The following is a 21,470-nucleotide window of genomic DNA, read 5'->3' as shown; positions in this document are numbered from 1 at the left end:
GGACCCGTCCTGCGGGCCGCGTGCGCAGGCCGGCAAGACAGCGTCAGCGCAGCGTGCCGAGCCGGCTGGCGCTGCGCGCCTGGTCGAGCAGCTGGCGCGCCAGCTGCGCCCGCTCCTCCAGCCCGCCCAGGCGGAACAGCACGGCCAGGTTGTGCAGCAGTTCCAGGTTCTGCGGCTCGTGCTGCAGCGCCTCGGCGGCTTCGAAAGCGATCGGCAACCACGCCTCGCGCTGCACGCGCCATTGGTCGTAGGCCTCGCCGCCGGTGCGAAGGGCGGATTCGCGCAGGGCCAACGAGACGCGGGCCAGCAGCAGCAGGTTCGCGCTGCCGGCGATGAACGGCGGCGGCACGCCGTCGTTCGACTCCAGCAGGGGCTCGAGCACCGCCTGCGCCTCCTTCGGCGGCCCGATCGGGTCGCCACCCGGCCGGCGGCGATCCAGCAGCGCGAGCGCGCGCGTCTGCAGCGCGAAGATCTGCGCCTCCCGCGACATGGTGGCGGCCGCTGCGATGGGTTCGCGCCGTTCGATGAAGCGCATCAATGCTGAGACGAAGCGGCCGCTGTCCAGCAGCGGCGCGCAGCGCTCGCGGCACGCCTCGTCCGGCGGCCGCAGCCACAACGACTGGCCCGCCACGAACACCCGTGACCAACCAGCGATCTGCTGCAGCACGGCATAGATGCGCTGGCGCGGCAAGGTCGCCACCACCGGCGCCTGCGGTTCGGCCCGCTCGCGCAACTCGGTGGCCCGGGTGGCCGCAGCACGGATGGCGTTGGCGTCTGCGGGCGCGACGCGCAGCCGCTGCAGCAGCACGCGGTCACCGCCCACTCGGGCCAGCAGCGGCGGGCCGTCGGGCCAGGTCGCCTGCGGCAGTCTCTGTCGCAACTGCAGGCCCAGCGCCACGGTCTCGGCCGGCAGCTGAAGGTAGGTGTCCACCACCAGGGCATCGTCACCCTCGCGGCGCACCGTGCCCCACAGCGACAGCGTCACCGACTGCGCCGCGGCCAGCTTGTCGATGCGCTCGAAGTAGCCAGCGTTCGGGTCGACGGCTTCGGCCGCCGGCGACATCGGGTCGGAGAAGCGCAGCACGCCCAGGGACGACACCTTCGACCCGAGCAGCACCTGCTGGGCGACGAGCGTGGCGAGCGGCTCGCTCAGCCCGAGCCCGTCGCGGTCCTCGAAAGCGAACACGGCGACACGGAATCGCGCGCCGTCGATCACCTTCGGCGGGCTCACGCCCTTGCCGAGCAGCCGCAGCTGCTCGACGCTGTCGAGCTCCATGCCGGCCTGCGCGGCGCGCGGCCAGCACGCCATGGCGAGCAGCACCCACAACACACCCAGCGCGGCCGACGGCCACGAAACGCGCCGGCGCCGCGCGTTCACCGCCCACCCCGCGTCAGTTGCTGCGCCGGCTGCTGACGCAGGCAGTCGTCGCGCTGCGCCTGCAATGCCGATGTGGCGCTGCGGGGCAGCGCGTTCAACGCCACATTGGCCAGCTGAACGCACTCGGCATAACGCCGCTCCTTCACGTGGCCGGCGACGAGGCCCTGCACGACGCCCGCCAGCGCATCGGGCGCCAGCCGCGCGATCGTCGGGTCGTCCAGGTCGACGCCGGGGCTGCGGATCGGCTCCTTCGAGTCGAACAGCCGTGGGCGTCGCGCAGCCGCATCGTCACGGTGTAGCGCGCGGCCGGCGGTGGTGGTGTCTGCGCGATCTGGCCGCCCATCAGCGCATCGGCCTTGAGCTCGCGCGCCAGCGCCGCGAGGTTCTCGCTGTCGTCGATCTGCGCGCAGGCCACCACCGTGTGCTGCAGCGCATCGGCCAGGCCCGACCGCTCCAGGAAGACCAGCTGCTGGCGCAAGGTGCCGGCCACCCGTTCGGCAAACGAGCCTGCGCCGTCGGCCTGGGCCGGTGGCAGGAAGTGGGTGACGACGACGCGGCGCGGCCGGGCCAGGCGCGGCAGGCAGTCGGCCACCGATAGCCGCACCAGCGCCACGTCGATCACCGGCTGCAGCGCGGCACCCGAGGCCACGACGACATCGGGCGTGGCTTCGGCGTACAGCCGGTTCGTGACCACCAGCTTGAAGTTCTGCGCCTGTGCGCCGCCGCCGACATCCACCGACATCTGCCAGCGGCCCTGATCGCCGCTGGCGGCGGTCTGCAGCACCGTGGCACCACGCCGAAGCTCGATCTGCGCGCCGATCACGCCCTGGCCGGTGGTGCGGTCGGTGACCTGCCCGCGCAGCGTGGTCTGCGCCGCGACCGGCAGCGGCCACGTGCCGCACAGCAGGGCGGCGATGGCCGCCAGCGCGAGCAGGCGGACACCAGGGCGGACAACGGAGCCGACACCAGAGCGGCTCCCGCACCGGCGGCCGGGCTCACCGGCGCGGTTCGAGTCGGATGCGGGTTCCGTGGCCATCGTCCTTGTCCATTGGCGTGGTCGGACAGCCGGCGAACTGAAACGTCGCGCCGAGACGGCCGTCGGGCAGCACGAGTTGCAGCGTCCAGGGGTCGGGCGCACGGGTCAATCCCACGAAGTCGGGCAGCGCCACGCCGCCGGAGAACAGGAAGGAACGGCGGCTGGCCAGCGTCGGAAAGTCGACCGAGCTCGGTGCCTCCGGCGCGGTGAGCACGCTCAGACGCATCAGGCAGGGTGCCGGTTCGGCAACGCGGGTCCACGCGGCCCAGGCGACCAGGCCGACTGCGGCGACGCTGCCCGCCACCGCCGCGGCGCGCCACCCGCGCGACGGCGGCGGCGCGGGTGGCGGCGCAGGCGGTGCCGACGGGACGGCCGCGGCCTGCCGCGCCGCGATCGCATCCACCCACGCGACCACCTCCGCCACCTTGTGGCCCACCGGCTTGCGCACGCTCACCGTCTTCAGGTAATTCGGAATGTCCGCCAGAGGCGTGTCATGCCACATCACCGGCAGCACCCGATCGACCGGGCTGGGCCAGCGGTCGCGCGCGAACTCGATCTCGCTGCGCACGAAGGGCTTGCGCATCGCGTCCGGCGTCACCATGAAGAGCGCCAGGTCGCTCGACTGCAGCTCGAGGCGCAGGCGGGCGTGAAACTCGCCGCCGGGCGCCACCACGTCGCGGTCGAGCACCGCGTGATGCCCGGCCGCGCGCAACGCCAGCGCCAGTTCGTCGGCATCGTCGGCTTGGTCGTGCGAGTGCGAGACGAAAACTTTCATGCGTCGTCGCCGGCCAGTGTAGGCAGCTTTCGCGTGGGAATGCGCCCGCCGAGGGCCGCCCGTATCATCGCGCCGACATGAGCCGACTCCGTCTCCCGGGCCCGATGTTCGGGATCGCCTTGTTGACCTGCGTTCTGGGCGCATGCTCGCCGGCGCCGGTGCGGCCCCCGTCCGACACCAGCCTGTACCAGCGCGTCGGCGGCCGCGCCACCATCGCGGCCATCGTCGACGACGCGGTCCGCAACATCGCCACCGACCCGCGCATCAGCCAGCGCTTCCGCCATGCCGACGCCCCCGGCCTGAAGGAACGGCTGGAGGAACTGCTCTGCGAACGCTCGGGCGGGCCGTGCGTCTATCGCGGCCGCAACATGGCCGAGGCGCACGACGGCATGCGGATCCGCGACGACGAGTTCGATGCGCTGATCGATGACATCGCCCGGTCGCTCGACAAGTTCAAGGTGCCCGCGGCCGAACGCGCTGAAGCCTTGAAGGTTCTGCGTCAGATGCGAAGCGCGATCGTCGGCCACTGAGCGAAGCCGCTGCGATGCCATGAGGCTGGTGCCCTGCGCCGTCGGTCTGTTCGCCCTGTGCGCGGCCTGCACGACCGCGCCACCCGTGCAGCCCTTGCCGATGGAGCGGCCCGCGATGGGGGGCCTGTCGACCGCGCAGCGGACCCGTATCGCCACGTTCCTCGAGCGCATGCAGCAGGAGGGCAAGGTCGCGGGCACGGTGGCGCTGGTCGCGCGCCGCGGCCGCATCGTGCTGCTGTCGGCGCACGGCTTCGCAGACCTGGAGAGCCGGCGCGCGATACGCGTCGACGACCTGTTCCACCTGCAATCGATGAGCAAGCCGATCGCGACCGTTGCCGCGCTGCAGCTGATGGAGCGCGGGCTGCTGCGCCTGTCCGACCCGGTGGCCAGGTTCCTGCCCGCGTTCTCGGACCTGAGGGTCGCGGTGGACCGCCCGGGCTCGCCCGGCCAGTACGAGCTCGTGGCGGCGCTGCGGCCGATCACGATCGGCGACCTGTTGACGCACCGTGCCGGCTTCGTCGGCCTGCCGCCGCGCGACACGGCGGCGGCCCGCCTGCAGCGCGAGGCCGCCAAGGCGCTGCCGCCGCACCAGGCTGACACGCTCGACCAGTACGTGACCCACCTCGCCGCGCTGCCGCTCGATGCGCAGCCGGGCACGGACTTCCGCTACGGCCCGGCGACCATCGTGCTCGGCCGCATCATCGAGGTGATCACCGGCCAGACGCTGGACGTCGCGCTGCACGAACAGATCTTCCGGCCACTGGGCATGACCGACACCTTCTTCACGGTGCCGGAAGCCAAGCGTGGCCGCGTCGTATCGCCGTATGCGCTGAGGCCGGGCCGGGGCCTGGTGCGCGTGCCGCTCGATCCGATGCCGCCGCGTTTCCTCTCGGCGGCCGGCAACCTCTACGGCACGCCGACCGACTACCTGCGCTTCTGCCAGATGCTGCTCAACGGCGGCGAGCTCGACAGCGTGCGCATCCTGAGCCGCCAATCGGTCGAGCTGATGACCACACCGCAGGTTCACAGCATCCCGCTGCCCTTCCTGCCCGGCCACGCCTTCGGGTTGGGCGTCGCGATCCGCAAGGACGATCCCGCCGCCTGGCCCGGCACGCCCGGCACCTACGGCTGGAGCGGCGGCTACAACACCTACTTCCGCATCGATCCGCGCGAGCAGGTGGTCTTCGCGCTGTTTGCGCAGCTGGTGTTCTCGCCGGTCGAGCTCGAGCTGCAGCGGGGCTTCCACGACATAGTCGTGCAGGCACTGCACTGAACCACCGCGCCGGCGGATGCGGCCGCCACTCCGTTGCACACTCGCCCCGGGTCCGACAAGCACAGGGAAGACGATGAGCAAGGCTTCGACCGCAAACGGCATGAAAGCGACCAGGGCGACGACTGCCACGAAACCGGAGGCGGCGCCGCTGCCCGAGGCCGACCGCCACGACCGCATCCGCGTGCAGGGCGCGCGCGTGAACAACCTGAAGGACATCAGCCTCGAGCTGCCCAAGCGCCGGCTGACGGTGTTCACCGGCGTGTCGGGCTCGGGCAAGAGCTCGCTGGTCTTCGGCACCATCGCGGCCGAATCGCAGCGGCTGATCAACGAGACCTACAGCGCCTTCGTGCAGGGCTTCATGCCGGCCCTCGCGCGGCCCGAGGTCGACGTGCTGGACGGGCTGACGACGGCGATCATCGTCGACCAGGAACGCATGGGCGCGAACGTGCGCTCCACCGTCGGCACCGCGACCGATGCCAACGCGATGCTGCGCATCCTGTTCAGCCGCCTGGGCACGCCGCACATCGGGCCGCCGAGCGCGTTTGCGTTCAACGTGCCCTCGGTGCAGGCCACCGGCGTGATCACCGTCGAGAAGGGCAGCAGCCAGAAGGCGGTGAAGCAGACCTTCTCGCGCACCGGCGGCATGTGCCCGCGCTGCGAAGGCATGGGCGCGGTCAGCGACATCGACCTGACGCAGCTCTACGACGCCGCGAAGTCGATCAACGAGGGCGCGATCACCATTCCCGGCTACAGCATGGACGGCTGGTACGGCCGCATCTTCCGCGGCTGCGGCTTCTTCGACCCCGACAAGCCGATCGCCAGGTACACCAAGCGCGAGCTGCACGACCTGCTGCACAAGGAGCCGACCAAGATCAAGGTCGACGGCATCAACCTGACCTATGCCGGCCTGATCCCGTCGATCCAGAAGTCCTATCTCTCGAAGGACGTGGAGTCATTGCAGCCGCACATCCGCGCCTTCGTCGAGCGCGCGGTGGCGTTCAGCACCTGCCCCGAATGCCAGGGCACGCGGCTGTCGGAAGCCGCGCGCTCGTCGAAGATCGGCCGGCTCAACATCGCCGACGCCTGCGCGATGCAGATCACCGACCTCGCCGACTGGGTGCGCACGCTGAAGGCGCCTGCCGTCGCGCCGCTGCTGAAGGCGCTCCAGCACACGCTGGACTCCTTCGTCGAGATCGGGCTGGGCTACCTGTCGCTGGACCGGCCGACCGGCACGCTGTCCGGCGGGGAGTCGCAGCGCACGAAGATGATCCGCCACCTCGGCTCCTCGCTGACCGATGTGACCTACGTCTTCGACGAGCCGACGATCGGGCTGCATCCGCACGACATCCAGCGCATGAACGAACTGCTGCTGCGGCTGCGCGACAAGGGCAACACGGTGCTGGTGGTCGAGCACAAGCCGGAGGCCATCGCCATCGCCGACCACGTCGTCGACCTCGGGCCTGGCGCGGGCGCGGGCGGCGGCAGCGTCTGCTACGAGGGCCCGGTGCACGGGCTGCGCCTGAGCGGCACGCTGACGGGCCGCCACTTCGGCGACCGCGCCGCGCTGAAGAAGACGGTGCGACAGGCCCGCGGCACGCTCAAGATCCGCGGCGCGTCGACGCACAACCTGAAGCAGGTGAACGTCGACATCCCGCTCGGCGTGCTGGTGGTCGTGACCGGCGTCGCCGGCTCGGGCAAGAGCTCGCTGATCCATGGCTCGATGCCGGCCTCGGCCGGCGCGGTGGTCATCGACCAGACCGCGATCCGCGGCTCGCGGCGCAGCAACCCGGCAACCTACACCGGGCTGCTCGATCCGATCCGCAATGCCTTCGCGAAGGCCAACGGCGTGAAGGCGGCGCTCTTCAGCGCCAATTCCGAAGGCGCATGCCCGGTGTGCAACGGCGCCGGCGTGATCTTCACCGACCTGGGGCCGATGGCCAGCGTCGAGACGCCCTGCGAGGCCTGCGAGGGCAAGCGCTTCCAGCCCGCGGTGCTCGCGTACAAGCTCGGTGGGCGCGACATCGCCCAGGTGCTGGCGATGTCGGTGAACGAAGCCAGCGACTTCTTCGGCAGCGGCCCCGCGAAGACGGCGGCCGCGCATGCGGTGCTCACGCGCCTGGCCGACGTGGGGCTGGGTTACCTCGGCCTCGGCCAGCCGCTGACCACGCTGTCCGGCGGCGAGCGCCAGCGGCTGAAGCTGGCCGCGGCGATGACGGAGAAGGGCGATCTCTACGTGCTCGACGAGCCGACCAGCGGCCTGCACCTGGCCGACGTGGCGCAGCTGCTCGCGCTGCTCGACCGCCTGGTCGACGCCGGCAAGTCGGTGATCGTGGTCGAGCACCACCAGGCGGTGATGGCGCACGCCGACTGGCTGATCGACCTCGGCCCCGGTGCCGGCCACGATGGCGGCCGGGTGGTGTTCGAGGGCACGCCGGCGGCGCTGGTGAAGGCGAAGTCGACGCTGACGGGAAGGCACCTGGCAGCGTATGTTGGAACCTAGAAGCAAGACCGCGACGTCAAGCGACCGCATGGCGCGCGCTGAGCCATCAGGCGCACGTCCATTGTCTTTGAGGAAGTCGTAACAGCGACGGTGCGACGGCCCTGGCACCGCTTGGTCTGCCGCGCCTATCAAGGAGACGGGCGCGATGCCATGACGAGACTTTGTCCCGGACAAGTGATGCGAAAGAACTCGGTCGCGTGATGCACAGTCACGTCGGCTCACGTCTCAAAGGTGCGTCCAGACCCGCGAGCGGCGGCACACGCGACGTCAAGCTCCCAGGATCGCCGCCTCCGCGGAAGCGAAGGGCTGATCATCCACAGGTACGCGTCCTCGACGGACTGGAAGCACGCGTTCTGCACCATCCCGAACGGCACACCGTGTACTGACCCTCATGATGCACGGGCGCGCCTCCGCCGCTGAACGAGGCAATGGTGAAAGTGGAAGCGACACTGAAGGACTATGCGCCCAGCTTCGCTGAGCGTTCGCTTCGGCAGGAGGGTGAGATCCGGGGCACTTCAGCCAACCGGTAGCAACGGCGCGGAGCGGGCGCTGGTGCAAAGAAGACCGCCAGCCGGCTAGGAGCCGGCTGGCGGTGAAGCACGCGGGGTGGGTCGTTGGAATCTGTCCTGACGCCCGCACCAACTACCAGCGTCGAGTTTGTACCGCGCAGCGCCGCTGCATGTCATTGGACTTTAGGCACATCGGCCATCAGCCGCCGTGCTGCGCGCCTCATCGTCTGAGCGAGGGATCGATCACACGTCGTCGCTTCACGACGATCGTCGGGTGCGACGCGGGCGCGTGCACGCGGTTCAGGCGATTGGCGACGCGGATCGCGTGTTCGACGCTCGACGCGTTGAGCGGCTCGACGAAATCGCCGTTGACCTGGACGTAAGTGCCGTCGTCGAGCTTCACCAGGGCGCCGGTGAGCATGCCGCGCTGCACGACGCCAAGAACAGTGCCCTGGGCCGGCGCGCGCGGCAGGAAGGGCTCGGCCCCAACCGGCAGGAAGATGACCTTTGCCCGTGGGAATCGCGTTCGTGTCATTTCGCCTTGCATCAAGAAACCCGCATGCCGCAGCCGACGCATGGTGCGGCGGAGGCAGCCAGATCGCGCTGCAGTGTGCGACCTGGCCAGGAGCAACGCTGGAGCAGCTGGTCGCGATTCTCGATGAGTTCGGTGCCGGGCTCGCTGCCGCTCGGGCCGGTCGGCCGAGCGGATGCACTTGTGGCCGACCGGCGCCCGGGCGAAGGGGCTGCGGCAGGCACGGTTGCTGAGCGCGATGAGGTTCCCATTGCCGCTGGTATGTCAGGGGAAGTACATCGCGCTTTCGGCGCGGCGGCGGCCTTTGCCAACCCGAAGGCGAGCCTGGTCCTTGGCAAGTTCGTTGCCAAATCCAAGGCGGAATAAGCCCGCTTCGATTTCGGCTACGGGAGGCGGTCGGCGCACTACGATCGGTTCGCATCGCTGGCCCGTCGGAGAGCTCTGCCGAGGCCTGCCGGGGAGGTTCCAAAATGCGACTCGTGCTCTACAGCATGGCGACCGACCGCCGCAAGGCGCACGGCATCGCCAACATCGGCCCGAATGGCGTGCTGAACGCGTTCAGCGACACGGCACAGGCGCCGAACGTCGCTTTGCAGATGGAGTTTGAGCGAACGCATCCGACGCGACCTCGATACCGTCTGACGCAGGGAACCCGCATGGCCATCGCCTTGACCGTGGGCTTGCTTCAGTCGGTAGATGAACTGGTGATCGTCATGCATGCCGGACCCGGCATGCTGGCGGTTGACGGAGGAACCACCGGAACCGCCACGCTTGCGTCAGGTGCCTGGTCACTCGACGACGCTGGTCTGCTGATTCACGGACTCGAGCCGACGGCGGTGTACTTCCTGTGCTGCAACTTCGGAAGGCCTCGCCTCGACGATCTGGTGCCGGGCTACCGCGTCGCCGATGGTCCGGGCTATCTGGCCGCCCTGACAAGGGCCACCATGACCATGCATGCGATGAACGAGGCTGCGATGGCGGCCATGGGAATGCCTGTGCTGACAACCGGCTTCTACCAGCGGCATGTGCCGGGAACCCTCTGAACGACAGGGCAATCACCCGATGCCCTCGCAGGCGATGCGTGCATCGAATAGGAGCCGTCACTTCGGCGCGCCTTCCCCCCGCGGGCTTTATCTTCTCAATGTCGCCTCGAATGGGTGCCGCTCGCCTCGGTCGTTCAGTCCACCGTCAGCGATGCTATTCACTCAGGCCGGGCTCGAAGAGCTGATTGGTAAGGCGGCCTCGCCGCATCATCTCCCTGGCAGGGGGGCCCTTCCTATCGGCGAGCGTGCCCTCAAGCGCGAAGACTCCGTGCTGAACGAGCAGTCCATCGTACGCAAGCACCCGAAGGCGATTGACTCGCTTCGCCCCCTGTGGAAACTGGCTCAGTTCGTCGAACAGTCGTGGGTTGTCTGCTCGTGCCAGTTCGAAGACAAGCCGGATGGCCTTCGGCACGCCGGACGAGGAGTCATTCACGCCGGGTCACCTTCGGACGCGGCACCCTGCGTGCCCATCGACATCGCGTAGTTCTGGCCTGCCAGCTGAAAGCCACGCACATTCGCGAACAGCGGCTCCTTCACCTCATGGATCCGGTGCTTCGGGAACGCCGCCTTCACCGCCTTCCTGAACAGGAACGCTCCTCCGCCCACCAGGATGATGTTCTGGAGGCTCTCCGGCGTCTCGATCCACTGCCGCATCGTCGACACCGCCTGATGCGCCACGCTCTCCGCCAGAGGCAGGTGCCGCTTCATGTCATAGGGCTTCTGAAAGATGACTGGTGCCCTGCCGGTTCGCAGCGCCACGTCGATCGCGTCATAGTCGCGATACGGCGCACCAATGTCCCTCGAGATCTCCACCGCGATTAGCCGCAACACGTCGGACATGCCCCTGTTGATCGAGTGGGACTGCTTCTGAACCAAGCGCATTCCTCGGCAGACCAGCCAGTCGAAGGTCCGCGATCCCGGATCGATGACCAGGCTTTGCTCCGCGCCGATGGTCTCCATCCGCTTGTGTTCCGCCGCATAGTGGACCAAGGCACCCTGCGGCTGTGCGACGGCCAGCGCCTTGTGCACGACCAGGGACCTGGAACCGCCGAGCTGATGACTTCCCATCATGGACCTTTCGAGGGACGTCTTCTTCAGGCTGAGCAGCGCCACGGGAAGGCCGACGACCAGAAGGTCGATGCGCGGGACCTTCATCATCGATAGCGCGCCCCGCAGCAGGGCCATGTACTCCGGCGAGTCGGTGTAGTCGTCGTGCAGTTGCTTCGCGCGGAAGGTATCGGCAGCAAGAACGACGTCCGGCCCGACCTCGTAGAACAGGGGACCGACCGGAATGCAGACCGTCCGCCGCCGGTCCGTCGTCGCGGTCGACGACTCGCCGGTTGACGGGTAGGCGACCGAGGCAAAGCTCGCACATCGAATCTCGCTGCCTGCTACGCCGTTCACGAACTTGGTGTTGCCGGAGCCGACATCGACCGCACGGACGATCATCTCCACTGCACGCTCCTAGGGTCAGGTCGGAGACAGCATCTTCGAGACTGGTGATCGGGGCCACTCGCAACGCAGCGCGGTTCAGGCGCCATTTCGACACCAGCCACGCCGGACTGTCAGCCGCCAGGTGCTCGGCTGCGTCCATGAGATCAGTGACGTTTCGTACGGCCGCCCCGGCGGTCTGGACTCACACCAGGGTGACGATGAACACCAGGCGGTGTCCATGGCGGTGCGAGGTCAGCGCGCGGTCCAGCGACGGCCGCGCATGCTCGGCGTGGAACCGCTTCCGCAACCAGAGGCAGGTTGCAAGCACGTCAACCCCGCGCGAATGCTCGCTCTCCGCATCATTGATGCAATAGATGGCCCTCACCACAGCGTCGCACGCTGTCAAGTGCCGCGCTCAACAGCACCCCGAAGCGCCGACCTTGCGACGCGCCTCCTTGTCATCCCTGATCCATTCCTGTCCACTGAAGGCTCCCCGAGGGCCCCCTGTCCCGCTCCTCCAGGAGCTACAGCGGCGCAGCAGACGTCACCTGCCCTCCATGCGCCGGGCCCGAACCGGCGCAGGTGCCCTCCCAGAGAGGGCAGCCATCGAGGTCCTTCGATGCAGTGATCACCTCGGCCATCGCCGGCGATATCCGCCGGGCGCTCCAGAAGCGCGCCGAGATCGACCGAACCGAACGCGCGGCACCCGATGCCGAGCGCCGTTCCCGCCAGCCCTTGAGCACGCGCATCAGCGCAGCCCACGGCGTGCTTGCCTCACTGAGGCTCCCCGTGCGTCCTCGCTCATCCGCTCGTCACCGTCCTGGACTTCCGGTCAGGGACGGACCCATGCGAGCAGCTGGCGCTGCACTTCGGGTCTGATCCACCAGCAGGGCGCGAGGCATGACCTCGACGCCCGACCTCTCGCTGCCTCCAAGGCAGCAGGGTCAAGAAGGTCCACCGCTGCAGAAGTGCACGCGTGGGCTCGGATCACCAGGTTCCATTTTTACGACAGACCGGCGAATCGATGGGTTGCACGAGTCAGTGGCGGCCGCTCGCAACAGGCCATGCTTCATCTCCATGCATGGCCAGCGACCGGCCTCACTTGCGCCACGGTGGTCGGGCGCAGGTCGCACCGCATGAAGACCACCGCCCCGCGATGGAGGCGTCGTCGGGCGCCGCGCTATTCAAGGTCCGCGGGCGCGCAGATCGGGCTGTGCGCCCTTCCTCCTGAAAGGACTCGGCCATGCCGAAGGCTTCCCAACGTCCGCCGTGTCGCAAGCCTCCAAAGGAGGCGGCAGGCCTCGGACGCATCCACGCCCAGCAACCTCGGCGACGCCAGTCCTGGGCCGGCCGTTCGCCGCAGGACATCCTTGGGGGCCTTCGCCCCGGACGGGTCGATCCGATGCGGGTGCTGGAGGTCCTGCTCGAGCTCTTCAACGCTCGCCACACCGCCCTCGAGAAGACGGTCTCGCACAAGACGCGGCAGGAGCGCGCGAATTTCCTGCGCCGGTTCTTCCGTGACCTCGGTCGCAAGGCCGGCTTCCCGAGCCTTCCGGATCCGCGCAACCTCGGACAGAAGCATGTGCAGGCAATGGTGCAAGTCTGGCAGCGGGAGCAACTGGCGCCGGCCACCATCCAGACCTACCTGAGCTTCCTGCGCGGCCTCGCCTCATGGATGGGAAAGCCGGGCTTCATTCGCAAGCCGGAGCACTACGGCCTCGTCCCGTCGGAGTTCCAGCGCCACGAGAACGCGCAACGCGACAAGAGCTGGGCGGCGCATGGCGTCGACGTGGACGCCGCACTCGCGCAAGTCGAATCCTTCGATGCGCGGATCGCCGCGTCCATGCGCCTCATGGACGCGCTCGCGCTTCGGCGCAAGGAGTCCGTCACATTCCGCCCCTTCCAGGATGTCGTGCCGTTCGCCTTCACCGGGTTGAGCGAGGGATCCGGGCGTGCCGACGTGTATGTTCGGATCAAGGGCAAGGGCGGTCGCGTCCGCTGGCTGCCCGTTCAGACGCAGGAGCAGCGCGACGCCGTGGCCAAAGCCCGGGCCCTGGCCGGCAGCCGCGATGCCCACATGGGAGACCCAGCGCACAGCCTGAAGAGCAACCTGCGCCGGCTCGACTACGCCATGCGCAAGTTCGGTTTCACGGGTGGCGGACGCGGTGTGACGATGCATGGCCTGCGGCACGGCAGGCTGCAGGCCATCTACGAGGAAATCGCCGGCGAGCCGGCTCCGGTGTGCGGGGGCGGCAGCGCCGATCCGGCACAGGATCGCGCCGCACGGCTGGTCGTCTCCAGGACGGCCGGGCATGCCAGGCTGAGGGCCGCAGCGGCGTACCTGGGTGGCCCTGGGCCCCGGCGAACCGGCCAGCACCCTGCAGGCTTCGAACCGGGCGATGGCACCTCGGCGAAGACGGGCTGATCGTTGGTGCTAGCGCAGCCGCACCTCGTGGTCCTTCACGCCCTTCCTGACCTCGACGACAGCGTCCAGCGCCTTGACCATGTCCGAGAAGCTCGCATGCCCGTGGTCCTTCGTGTCGAAGGTCGGGTCGAGGCGCTTGATCATCGGCCAGATCGCCCCCTTGTGCACCCACGCGTCGCCCTTGGTCTCCGCCAGCAGCCGCACCGCACGACGCAGCATGTCGCCCGCACGATCGACCACCGCAGGCGCAGCCGTGCTGTCAGCGCCGGCTTCGGCGACAGGCACGGCTTCCAGGGGTTGCCCCTCGACCAGGTTCTCGTAGTAGCGAAACTCGTGGCAGCTCTTGGCCCAGTGCCGGTTCGTCGCCCGCCGCGTTCCGACCCCGATCAGCTTGCGCCCGGCTGCCTTGATCTTCTGCGCCACCGGCATGAAGTCGCTGTCGCCGCCGATGATCAGCACCGTGCCGATGTGGGCGAAGCGTCCGATGTCCTCGGTCGCATCGAGGCAGAGCTTGATGTCGGCGCCGTTCTTCGCCGACGAACCGGGCGGGAAGAGCTGGATCAGCTCCACCGCGCTCTGCAGCAGCGCGTCGCGATAGCGGCCGTAGTACTGCCAGTTGCAGTAGGCACGGTTGATCGCGATGGGTCCGAACGATGCGCCCAGTTCGACGATGGCCTGGATGTCGACCAGCGGCTCCTGCACCTTGAAGCGCGAGTCCGGCTTGCCGTAGAAGCCCTCCCCGAACTTCTCCTCGGCGAGTCCCGCGTGGAGGTTCTCGAAATCCCAGTACAGCGCGACGGAACCCCCGTTGTCCTCGGCGTCGTCTCTTGCCATGGTTTTCTCCCTGCAATTGCGCGTCTGGGCGACGCGCGTTCGTCCGAACACGATGTGCTGAAGGCCCGAGTATCGGTGCGGTACCGGGCAGGACATGAACGCCCCCGGGAGAGTGAGCCGTTCGCTCACATCCATCCTTCGAGCGCCGCCATGACCGCTCGCGACCGCGATTCGTTGAAAGCGTCGCCGATGCCGTGCATATCGTGCAACGCGTTCATGGCGCCGAACCAACGATGCAGCACCTCGGCCAGCTGCGAAGGCCGGCGCAAGCCGTAGCCGACCTGCAGCCCTCGCTGCATCCGGACGTCCACGTCCAGCCTGAGCAGCAGCGCGAGCCGGATCACCTCCGGATCCGGCACGAGGAAGTGGAGCCAGTAGGACCAGTGCTCGTCGAGCCGGCGGAAGAAGCGAACGCATTCGGGAATCCGCGCGAGCGGGCGCGGGTCCTGGTCGTACCCGCTGAACACAAGGATTACTCGTCCCGCGAATCGACGCACCTGCCTGGCATCGTCGCTGAAGAGCATCAGCCGCTCCACCGCGCTGCCCACCAGGCCCGCTTCCACCTCCGTCCGCGTAAACAGGACTGCTGCCATGTCTGCACCGTCGGACCCACGGTCGAAGCCATGTGCGTCAGTGAACCGGATCTCCATGATCGTCTCCATTCGAAGGCGAAGCTCCGCCGGTGGACGGCCCCCAGAGCGGCACTCATCTGCCGGCTCGGTAGCCAGTCCGCCAGTCCGCTTACTTCGCCTGGAGATCAGGCTCCCACTCGGTGGTCGCTCGTCAACCCGTGCGCGCCGCCCTTCGAGTTCGGCGCTTTTCCTACCGGGGGACCGGACGGTGCGACGAGGGGTCGGCAGCGAGTCCAGTGCCTCGCGCGACGAAACCGTGCCGGCATACAGCAGGCGCAGGCACTTGGGGTCCCCACCTCGGAATCGCTGACATCACGCGAGCGACCGCGTGAGGGATGGCAGCCCGTCAGGGGCGAGACGCGGGCGCCAGCCCGTGGCTCAACCCGAAGCGCAACAGCCCGGCCCCGCGGAGAGGGGCACGCCCTGGCTGACAACGCCGGCAGATGCCCGCGTTCCCTCGATCGTTACCTTCGAGCCTTGAGCTGTTCGATCACCCGCTTCAGCCGCCGCAGCAAATCGTCGTAGGTGATGACATCGACGATGTTCTTGTTCTGACGCCTGAACACTTCGAAGTCCGCCTTCTGGTCAGGTGTCAGATCGTGGTCACGGCCCATGATGATCAAGCCGGACGGACTGACGATCCGGATCCGTAAGCCGGACGGAAGTTTCTGCCGGTAGCGTTCCGTTAGCTTGTCCTCTCCCACGGTACCCCAGCGCTTGAGGTGGAAAAGATACTTCTCGATCTGCGTGACCGTGCCCGCGAGCTCACGATGCGGCACGTGGTTGTCCCGATAGCGGGTCGTGGACACGATCTTCGCATCGAACGGCTGCTTGATCTCGATGACGTCGACGTTGCCGTCGACATCCACCAGCAGGAAGTCGAGTTGGCGACGCCCGCCGGTGATCGAGTCCCGGATGGTGACGGACGGAAGTACGGCGACGTACTTCGGATTCAGGAGGCGCACGATGTCAAGGATCTGCGCCTGCCAGTGCAGCTCTGGATATCCCCGCTCCTCCTTGAGCATCGCCGCCAGTTTCTCGTGCAGGAACTCGAACTTCGACACCTCCATATCGCGGAACGACTCGATCAGGTTCTGCGGCTCGGCCGTGACCTTCTTCGCCACATACCTGCGCAGCATTGCCTCGGCATCGACCGTCGCATCGCTCAGCTCACGGAACACGACCGAGAGCCGGGACTGCACGTAGCGCTTCAGCTCGTATGGCGACGGGAACTGAGCGACCATCGCTTCGTACTCGGCGACGGGAATCGCATCCGCGGCGTCGCCGCCGATCACGATCCGGGTGGGCCGGAGATCAGCGAGCAACTTGACGACAGACACCTTCTCCTCGGCGGTGAACCACTTCCACGTCGGCTTGGCATCGCGTGCCACCAGAACAGGAACTTCGACCTGGACGACCTCCGGCTTGAAGACGAAGTAGTTGCCCCTCGCGGTCGCGACCACGAAGGCCACCTCCATGAGCGCGTCGTCATTCCAGCCGTCCGGATCTCCCTTCGGCCACCGGCGCGCAAGGTCAGCGGAGGTCACAAAGAACGTCTTCTTGATGTCGATTGACTCGTTCTGCCCGAGTGCCTTGTGGATCCAGAAAACGCCGTCCCGGGGCCGGTAGATGAGAAGGAGCTTCGTGCCGTGGGAAACGAACTCGACGGCTGGCGTGGTCATGGGAGCGCTCGGGAACAGGAATCGTGTCAGTCTAGGCCGGCAGGCGGGGCTCCAGCGCCTCACGTCTGCTCGCGTAGACGCAGAAAGCGATCTGGGCCATCAGGCTTTCCCTGCACATCACACGCCCAAGGCGCCTTACGCGCAAAGGGCGGCGCCATGCGTGGCGTCGCACTACTCTAGGGTCGGCATCTGGCGGCTTTCCATAGCCGGCGCGCACCGCGCATCAGGCGGCTCGGCAACATGACCGTCGACGCCCCCCTGCGCCTGACTCCATCACCAGCGCGGTCTCTGGGCAGGAAGCGGAACCGCCGCGCCTGGATGACTTGGCCTCACAGCACCCCAGCACCTTCAGCCCCTGGCGAGAAAGATGCGCCGCAGAACAGGAAAGGCGTGCGTCTCGCACGGTGTTTCGCAGCTGCCCTGGGGTCTCTAGAGGTACGCGATGTACCGCCGGATCTGGTCGAGCTCGAACCGCGGGTCCACGCTGTCGGCCAGGCGCCGCGGGGCACCTACGGGGACGTGGCGGCGAGCAGCATTGCGTCGACCCAGAGGCGTGCCGGGCCGCTCAACTGGTAGAAGAAGAACACCGACAGCGCCACGCCCGCCAGCACGACCCAGTCGACCGCCTGGAGGATCCGCTGCTGCGTTCGATAGCGCTGCTCAAGCAACTCGAACGTGGGAAGCAGGTTGGCCACCACGCCATGCGGCTGCTTCTCCAGTTCCTTGTGTTGCCGCCGGATCTCGATCCCGACGACCTCGAGCGTATGGCGCTGGTTGCGCAGGAGGAGGTGGACGAGCATCGCGAACACGAACGAGCCGAGGAGGATCGCGACGCTGATCCAGAACTCGCTGCCGACCTTGTCGTGTGGCTTCATCTGCGTGGCCACGATCACCGTGGCCACCGGGATGCCGAGCAACTGGTTCTGGATATCCGAGAAGACCTTGTGCATCTTGCCCGTGTACTCGATCCGCGCCGCCTCGACCTGGTCCCGGAGCTTCTCGTACGAGAAGCCCGCGGCAAAGAGCCGGTAGCCGCGGTCGAAGCGTTCGCGGACCTCTGGCAGGCCAGCGAGAAGACGGCCGAATCGCACGGCCGGCGCTTGCTGGGCGAGCACCTCGTGGACGGCTTCCGACAGGATCGCCTGGCACTGCGCCTTGTGCGTTCCTTCCGGGATGACCCCGACTACATCGTGGAGCGCCGCCAGGTCCAGGGCACGGAGGTCCGGGGCGGTGTACGACACGGGCACCTCGAACTTGCCACCCTTGATGAACACCAGAACCTCCTCGTGCTCGTCGAGGAACGCGGCGGTACCCTTCAGCACCTGGACCAAGGCCAGGACCTTGCGATACCGGTCGACGTCGCTGCCTTCTGATGCAGGGTCAGTGCGGCTGATGCCGGCCTCCCACAACACGTAGCGCGGCGGCTCGCGCACGTGAGCGGACTGGAACCTCAGCAACGCATCCAGGTCCGTGAGCACCAGACCGAACGAAGGGCGAGGTGTCCCGATCGTCACCTCGACCGCTTGTCCAATCGCGGGCTGCGCGGCTGCCATCGTCTCGATCGACAGGTCCGTGTCATCCACCGCTGCCGCGCAGTCCAGAAGGTCGGCAAGGGTGGTCTCGGAGTCGATGAGCAATTCCCCGGCCAGTCCTTTTCCGCTCGCGCGACGGCGCGTGAGCTGAAGCACGACGCGAGCGAGTTGCTCGAAGGTCGCCATGTCGTCAACCCAGCTCGCGCTGCAACTCGGCCACCAGGCCATCAGGCAAGTCGAAGAAGGTAAGCGACTTCTTGGCCGGGTCGTACTTGACCTTCCCTTCGACCAAGGTGCCGCTCGATGTCGACGGACCAGAACGCGGTCCTCGCCTTGATGCGAAGGAAGGACTTCAGGACGCGGCCGTCCGGCACGAAGCCGTCGTTGATCTGCACCTTCGCCTTGGCCAGGACTTGCTGAAGTGCCTTCGGCTCGTCCGGCTGGACTGCGTTGCAGAGGCTCTCGAGTGACAAGGGCTCGTCGCTCCTCTGGCGCGCCACACAGAAATCGTGCGCCCGCTGCAGGAATTCCTCCCTTGCCGGCTCGGTCATCGCTGACCCGATTGCGAAGCTCTTCAACTCGTCGAGGAGCTTCTTCGTCTCGGCAGCAGAGTCCACGAGCTCACTGCATCCTAGGAATGACCTGAAGTAGTCGGACACCCCACCCTTCTGCTTGAGAAAGCCCAGGTATCGCGCGTCAGGATCGCCACCGAGCCAGTCGCCGATGTTGACGCGGCCCGCCACGCGCAGGTTCTGCATGTCGACGTGCACCGTGTCGACCACGTCCATGTTGGCTTCGTTGACCGCGGTGCTTTGAACATTGGTGATGATCGCGACGACGAACCAGCTCATCCCGTTATCGCCGGACATGTGCGCCATGAGGACGAATCCCCCAGTTGCGAGAGCCACGGGCGACGCCCGGTTCGCAAGCACGCTCATCAGCACCTTGGACGCGTCGACGAACGACGTCGTGCCATGCTGGAGATAATTGCGCAAGATGGCGGCCGCGGGGAAGCTCACTTCGTCCGCCTCGAACCGCCCGAAACCCTTCCCCGGCTTGTCGGCGTACAAGTCGTGCACGTCGGTGACTAGCTTGACCACCGATGCAGTAAGCCCGAGTGGCGAGTCCCTGGTCACCACGGTCGCCTTGCCATGCCGCTCCTTGGCCAGCTTGTGGATCACTGCCGCCTCGACCTTGTTCACCGAGTCTCCTCGCTCCGATTGACCGCCGGCTCCGGGTGGAAACCGGTCCTGTAGCAGCCCGACTGTGGCATGCCGCTGGCTCAACGCGTGAGCCAGTCTCTAGGGCCGGGTCGCCCCGCTGGCAGCCAAGGCTGCTGAAGCAGCCGTCGCAGCCGGGGCGGACGCAACGGCGCTCGCAGGCAACGCTGGTGCCGAGGATCCAGCCGCCGGCGGGCCAGCGCCCCATAGCGTGCGCAAGGAACCCAAGTTCGCGCGGCCGCGAGCTTCCTGCAATTCCTTTAGCCGTGCGTCGCGCGGCATCGCCGCCTCGGCAATGACCTGCTGGCTTGCTGGCAGGCCAGCCAAGACCGTTGAGACAACGGCAAGGAAGACCGCCGTGGCAACGTGGACCCAACCCGTCACGCGGGCAGCTGCCTCGCTGGCCTTGGTTCGCTCGAGCGCGCTGTCGATCGTCGTCCAGAGCAGCGAGACAAGCAGGCCCAAGGGAAAGGCGCCGAACGCGGGCGAGTATCGGAAGCGGTCGACGAACACCATCGCCATGCCGGCGAGCAACGCAGGCAACAAGACAACGAGCGCCCGCCGCCAGTCGGCCAGCGGATCGAGCCTGCGCAACCCAACCGTGGCGATTGCCCCCACGAAGGCGCCGAGGCACAAGAGCCCAAGGTATTCCATCGCGTCCTCCCACGGCAATTGTCGCCTGCGCCTTGCGCGGCTGCGAGTCGTGAGGCGGCGGAGCGGTCACGTCGATCGACGTCGCCTCCCCTGCATCGCGAACTGGGCAGACACCAAAGTCGCCGCGACGACCGGCACCTCGCTGTTGTCGCGGTCCTCAATAGAATCGCCGGACGCCACGGGCCGAGTCACGGCGGGCGGGCGGGGCCGTGCGCTCCGCGCCGAGGCATGGGCTGGCGCCCGCGTCTAGCCCCCAACACATCCCAGGCCGCCTGCCTTCCACGGCATACCATCGTCGCCCGATCTTGAGGAGGAAGTTGGCGGTGGTCACCGTGCTCGACAATGAACTCAAGCGACAGATCACCGTCGATGGCGCGGACTTCACCGTGGTCGTCGATCCGGATAGGCTTCGGCTCATCGGGAAGGGAAAGAGGAAGCCGGAAGTCGAGTTGCTCTGGCGCGACCTGCTGAGCGGAGACGCAGCCATGGCAGTAGCCCTGAACGCATCCCTGCAGCAGAAGGGACTGGAAACGGCGCCTGCAGCCAAGCGGCGCCGCGGTCCAGCCAGGAAGACCTCGCCCGGAAAGACGCCGCACCGACCCCAGGCCAAGGCCTGATCCACCCCTTCCCGCTGGAGAGCAGTCGAGCGGCCTGACGTCAAGTGTGCTCAGCTTCTCGCAACCTCGGCGAGGGGTTCGAGCACTTCTGACAGAAGCCTCCGCCCGGTGGCCCGAAACGCCTCCATGCCCAGGTCCATCGTCGCCAAGAGCCCGCGGTTGGCGATCCCCAGCGCCTGGGCGAGATCGGCCTCCTGGGCAAGCAGCGCCTCGACACCGCTCCCGGCACGCCTGGCAAGCGGGCCGGCCTCGCTTCCGAACTTGGCCATCGCCGCGCTCCACATCCGGGTGGGCCATAGAGCCAGTTCGTCCGTGCCGTCGCGGCGGTCCCTGGCGATCGTGAGGTACGCCAACGCCAGCACGCGGCCCAGGTCCTTGTTCGATCGCTTGTAGTCGGTGCCGGCGATCAATGCGTCCGCGACGACTGGATGGTGCAGCAGGTTGGCAAGCGCCATCATCTCCGGGCGAGCGATGCGCAACCCGAAACGTGTCGGCAGGGGCTCCCACTCGACGAGCGCGAGATAGTCGAAGCTGCAGATCGCAAAGTCGCCGATGGTGGTACGCAGTCGCTGCAGCTTCTTGGCTTGATCGTTCTGGTGGTATTCGGGTGGCGCGGACAGCAACTCGATGAACCACTGCGAAGCATTCTGCAGCGTACCGGGAGGCACGAGCCGGACCATTGGCAGGTCATCGAGGGACTGCTCCGGCGTGCCTGGCAGGCCCCATCGGGCATCCTCTCGTTGATGTCCCAGGAAGTGGTGTAAGTCCAACCACAGCGTAGCGGCGCCAGCCGCGCAGCTGTGGCGGCCGCCCCGTGAGGGGTGGCCATCGTGATTCCGGATAGGGTTGAGGTGCGAAGTCCAC

21 protein-coding genes are annotated in these 21,470 nt (G+C 67.6%); 7 read left to right on the top strand and 14 right to left on the bottom strand.

Going from position 1 to position 21,470, the window contains the following annotated elements; all coding sequences use genetic code 11:
• Positions 1 to 43 precede the first annotated feature (43 nt).
• From P1K89_RS16315 to P1K89_RS16300, 4 genes are all read right to left on the bottom strand, one after another.
• The gene (locus tag P1K89_RS16315) at positions 44 to 1,309 is read right to left on the bottom strand and encodes a hypothetical protein (RefSeq protein ID WP_284617545.1); all 1,266 of its coding nucleotides are present in this window, start codon (positions 1,307 to 1,309) and stop codon (positions 44 to 46) included.
• 65 nt (positions 1,310 to 1,374) lie between these two features.
• Positions 1,375 to 1,548 carry a hypothetical protein gene (locus P1K89_RS16310; protein ID WP_284617544.1) on the bottom strand — a complete coding sequence of 58 codons (174 nt, stop codon included), beginning with the start codon at positions 1,546 to 1,548 and terminating at the stop codon, positions 1,375 to 1,377.
• Positions 1,521 to 2,414, bottom strand: coding sequence for a carboxypeptidase-like regulatory domain-containing protein (locus P1K89_RS16305; RefSeq protein ID WP_284617543.1), 894 nt, complete (start codon positions 2,412 to 2,414; stop codon positions 1,521 to 1,523). The genes P1K89_RS16310 and P1K89_RS16305 overlap by 28 nt, the downstream gene beginning before the upstream one ends.
• Positions 2,374 to 3,189 (bottom strand): toll/interleukin-1 receptor domain-containing protein, encoded by an 816-nt coding sequence (locus P1K89_RS16300; RefSeq protein WP_284617542.1) that lies wholly within the window; start codon positions 3,187 to 3,189, stop codon positions 2,374 to 2,376. Before P1K89_RS16300 ends, P1K89_RS16305 begins: the two co-directional genes overlap by 41 nt.
• A gap of 158 nt (positions 3,190 to 3,347) precedes the next feature.
• Between P1K89_RS16300 and P1K89_RS16295 the strand changes: the two genes are divergently transcribed.
• The 3 genes from P1K89_RS16295 to P1K89_RS16285 all read left to right on the top strand — a co-directional run bounded on the left by P1K89_RS16295 (position 3,348) and on the right by P1K89_RS16285 (position 7,492).
• Complete coding sequence (locus tag P1K89_RS16295) at positions 3,348 to 3,719, top strand: group I truncated hemoglobin (protein ID WP_284617541.1); 372 nt, start codon at positions 3,348 to 3,350, stop codon at positions 3,717 to 3,719.
• Positions 3,720 to 3,738: 19 nt separating this feature from the next.
• Positions 3,739 to 4,992 carry a serine hydrolase domain-containing protein gene (locus tag P1K89_RS16290; RefSeq protein ID WP_284617540.1) on the top strand — a complete coding sequence of 418 codons (1,254 nt, stop codon included), beginning with the start codon at positions 3,739 to 3,741 and terminating at the stop codon, positions 4,990 to 4,992.
• 100 nt (positions 4,993 to 5,092) lie between these two features.
• Positions 5,093 to 7,492: an ATP-binding cassette domain-containing protein gene (locus tag P1K89_RS16285; RefSeq protein WP_284617539.1), complete on the top strand. Its 2,400-nt coding sequence runs from the start codon at positions 5,093 to 5,095 to the stop codon at positions 7,490 to 7,492.
• A 729-nt stretch (positions 7,493 to 8,221) separates the two neighbouring features.
• Here P1K89_RS16285 and P1K89_RS16280 read toward each other — a convergent pair.
• The gene (locus P1K89_RS16280) at positions 8,222 to 8,578 is read right to left on the bottom strand and encodes a hypothetical protein (RefSeq protein WP_284617538.1); all 357 of its coding nucleotides are present in this window, start codon (positions 8,576 to 8,578) and stop codon (positions 8,222 to 8,224) included.
• An 81-nt stretch (positions 8,579 to 8,659) separates the two neighbouring features.
• Between P1K89_RS16280 and P1K89_RS16275 the strand changes: the two genes are divergently transcribed.
• Entirely contained in the window at positions 8,660 to 8,899 is a 240-nt protein-coding gene (locus P1K89_RS16275) for a hypothetical protein (RefSeq protein WP_284617537.1), read from the top strand.
• Positions 8,900 to 9,003: 104 nt separating this feature from the next.
• Positions 9,004 to 9,576 (top strand): hypothetical protein, encoded by a 573-nt coding sequence (locus P1K89_RS16270; protein WP_284617536.1) that lies wholly within the window; start codon positions 9,004 to 9,006, stop codon positions 9,574 to 9,576.
• 429 nt (positions 9,577 to 10,005) lie between these two features.
• Here the strand turns inward: P1K89_RS16270 and P1K89_RS16265 are convergent, their stop codons facing one another.
• Both P1K89_RS16265 and P1K89_RS16260 read right to left on the bottom strand, forming a co-directional pair.
• Complete coding sequence (locus P1K89_RS16265) at positions 10,006 to 11,031, bottom strand: PRTRC system protein D (protein ID WP_284617535.1); 1,026 nt, start codon at positions 11,029 to 11,031, stop codon at positions 10,006 to 10,008.
• A gap of 181 nt (positions 11,032 to 11,212) precedes the next feature.
• A complete protein-coding gene (locus P1K89_RS16260) occupies positions 11,213 to 11,395 on the bottom strand; it encodes a hypothetical protein (RefSeq protein ID WP_284617534.1) in 183 nt (60 codons plus the stop codon).
• A 1,017-nt stretch (positions 11,396 to 12,412) separates the two neighbouring features.
• Between P1K89_RS16260 and P1K89_RS16255 the strand changes: the two genes are divergently transcribed.
• Positions 12,413 to 13,435 carry a phage integrase N-terminal domain-containing protein gene (locus P1K89_RS16255; protein WP_284617533.1) on the top strand — a complete coding sequence of 341 codons (1,023 nt, stop codon included), beginning with the start codon at positions 12,413 to 12,415 and terminating at the stop codon, positions 13,433 to 13,435.
• Positions 13,436 to 13,444: 9 nt separating this feature from the next.
• On the opposite strand, the gene P1K89_RS16250 is transcribed toward P1K89_RS16255, so the two are convergent.
• From P1K89_RS16250 to P1K89_RS16225, 6 genes are all read right to left on the bottom strand, one after another.
• On the bottom strand, positions 13,445 to 14,269 hold the full coding sequence (locus P1K89_RS16250) for an NYN domain-containing protein (protein ID WP_439898006.1): 825 nt from the start codon (positions 14,267 to 14,269) through the stop codon (positions 13,445 to 13,447).
• Between the two features lie 125 nt (positions 14,270 to 14,394).
• Positions 14,395 to 14,919 carry a hypothetical protein gene (locus P1K89_RS16245; protein ID WP_284617531.1) on the bottom strand — a complete coding sequence of 175 codons (525 nt, stop codon included), beginning with the start codon at positions 14,917 to 14,919 and terminating at the stop codon, positions 14,395 to 14,397.
• A 446-nt stretch (positions 14,920 to 15,365) separates the two neighbouring features.
• Positions 15,366 to 16,583 carry a Shedu immune nuclease family protein gene (locus P1K89_RS16240; protein WP_284617530.1) on the bottom strand — a complete coding sequence of 406 codons (1,218 nt, stop codon included), beginning with the start codon at positions 16,581 to 16,583 and terminating at the stop codon, positions 15,366 to 15,368.
• Positions 16,584 to 17,092: 509 nt separating this feature from the next.
• Positions 17,093 to 18,301: a hypothetical protein gene (locus P1K89_RS16235; protein WP_284617529.1), complete on the bottom strand. Its 1,209-nt coding sequence runs from the start codon at positions 18,299 to 18,301 to the stop codon at positions 17,093 to 17,095.
• Positions 18,302 to 18,342: 41 nt separating this feature from the next.
• Entirely contained in the window at positions 18,343 to 19,317 is a 975-nt protein-coding gene (locus P1K89_RS16230; protein ID WP_284617528.1) for a nucleoid-associated protein, read from the bottom strand.
• A gap of 99 nt (positions 19,318 to 19,416) precedes the next feature.
• Positions 19,417 to 19,989 carry a hypothetical protein gene (locus P1K89_RS16225; protein ID WP_284617527.1) on the bottom strand — a complete coding sequence of 191 codons (573 nt, stop codon included), beginning with the start codon at positions 19,987 to 19,989 and terminating at the stop codon, positions 19,417 to 19,419.
• Positions 19,990 to 20,312: 323 nt separating this feature from the next.
• On the opposite strand from P1K89_RS16225, the gene P1K89_RS16220 reads away from it, so the two are divergent.
• Positions 20,313 to 20,606: a hypothetical protein gene (locus tag P1K89_RS16220; protein ID WP_284617526.1), complete on the top strand. Its 294-nt coding sequence runs from the start codon at positions 20,313 to 20,315 to the stop codon at positions 20,604 to 20,606.
• 50 nt (positions 20,607 to 20,656) lie between these two features.
• Here P1K89_RS16220 and P1K89_RS16215 read toward each other — a convergent pair whose 3' ends face one another.
• Complete coding sequence (locus P1K89_RS16215; RefSeq protein ID WP_284617525.1) at positions 20,657 to 21,286, bottom strand: hypothetical protein; 630 nt, start codon at positions 21,284 to 21,286, stop codon at positions 20,657 to 20,659.
• Between the last annotated feature and the right edge of the window lie 184 nt (positions 21,287 to 21,470).

The organism is Aquabacterium humicola, assembly GCF_030167915.1.
Lineage (GTDB): Bacteria > Pseudomonadota > Gammaproteobacteria > Burkholderiales > Burkholderiaceae_C > Pseudaquabacterium > Pseudaquabacterium humicola.
The sequence above is the reverse complement of the archived record's forward strand: the minus strand, read 5'-3'. Positions and strand labels throughout refer to the sequence as shown.

Bases quoted from the DNA above. Each gene is read 5' to 3' on its own strand.
- P1K89_RS16290 (WP_284617540.1), top strand. From the start codon at position 3,739: ATGAGGCTGGTGCCCTGCGCCGTCGGTCTGTTCGCCCTGTGCGCGGCC.
- P1K89_RS16315 (WP_284617545.1), bottom strand. From the start codon at position 1,309: ATGGCGTGCTGGCCGCGCGCCGCGCAGGCCGGCATGGAGCTCGACAGC.
- P1K89_RS16285 (WP_284617539.1), top strand. From the start codon at position 5,093: ATGAAAGCGACCAGGGCGACGACTGCCACGAAACCGGAGGCGGCGCCG.
- P1K89_RS16255 (WP_284617533.1), top strand. From the start codon at position 12,413: ATGCGGGTGCTGGAGGTCCTGCTCGAGCTCTTCAACGCTCGCCACACC.
- P1K89_RS16240 (WP_284617530.1), bottom strand. From the start codon at position 16,583: ATGACCACGCCAGCCGTCGAGTTCGTTTCCCACGGCACGAAGCTCCTT.
- P1K89_RS16275 (WP_284617537.1), top strand. From the start codon at position 8,660: ATGAGTTCGGTGCCGGGCTCGCTGCCGCTCGGGCCGGTCGGCCGAGCG.
- P1K89_RS16225 (WP_284617527.1), bottom strand. From the start codon at position 19,989: ATGGAATACCTTGGGCTCTTGTGCCTCGGCGCCTTCGTGGGGGCAATC.
- P1K89_RS16215 (WP_284617525.1), bottom strand. From the start codon at position 21,286: ATGGTCCGGCTCGTGCCTCCCGGTACGCTGCAGAATGCTTCGCAGTGG.
- P1K89_RS16270 (WP_284617536.1), top strand. From the start codon at position 9,004: ATGCGACTCGTGCTCTACAGCATGGCGACCGACCGCCGCAAGGCGCAC.
- P1K89_RS16300 (WP_284617542.1), bottom strand. From the start codon at position 3,189: ATGAAAGTTTTCGTCTCGCACTCGCACGACCAAGCCGACGATGCCGAC.
- P1K89_RS16250 (WP_439898006.1), bottom strand. From the start codon at position 14,269: ATGGCAAGAGACGACGCCGAGGACAACGGGGGTTCCGTCGCGCTGTAC.
- P1K89_RS16305 (WP_284617543.1), bottom strand. From the start codon at position 2,414: ATGGCCACGGAACCCGCATCCGACTCGAACCGCGCCGGTGAGCCCGGC.
- P1K89_RS16280 (WP_284617538.1), bottom strand. From the start codon at position 8,578: ATGCGTCGGCTGCGGCATGCGGGTTTCTTGATGCAAGGCGAAATGACA.
- P1K89_RS16245 (WP_284617531.1), bottom strand. From the start codon at position 14,919: ATGGAGATCCGGTTCACTGACGCACATGGCTTCGACCGTGGGTCCGAC.
- P1K89_RS16235 (WP_284617529.1), bottom strand. From the start codon at position 18,301: ATGGCGACCTTCGAGCAACTCGCTCGCGTCGTGCTTCAGCTCACGCGC.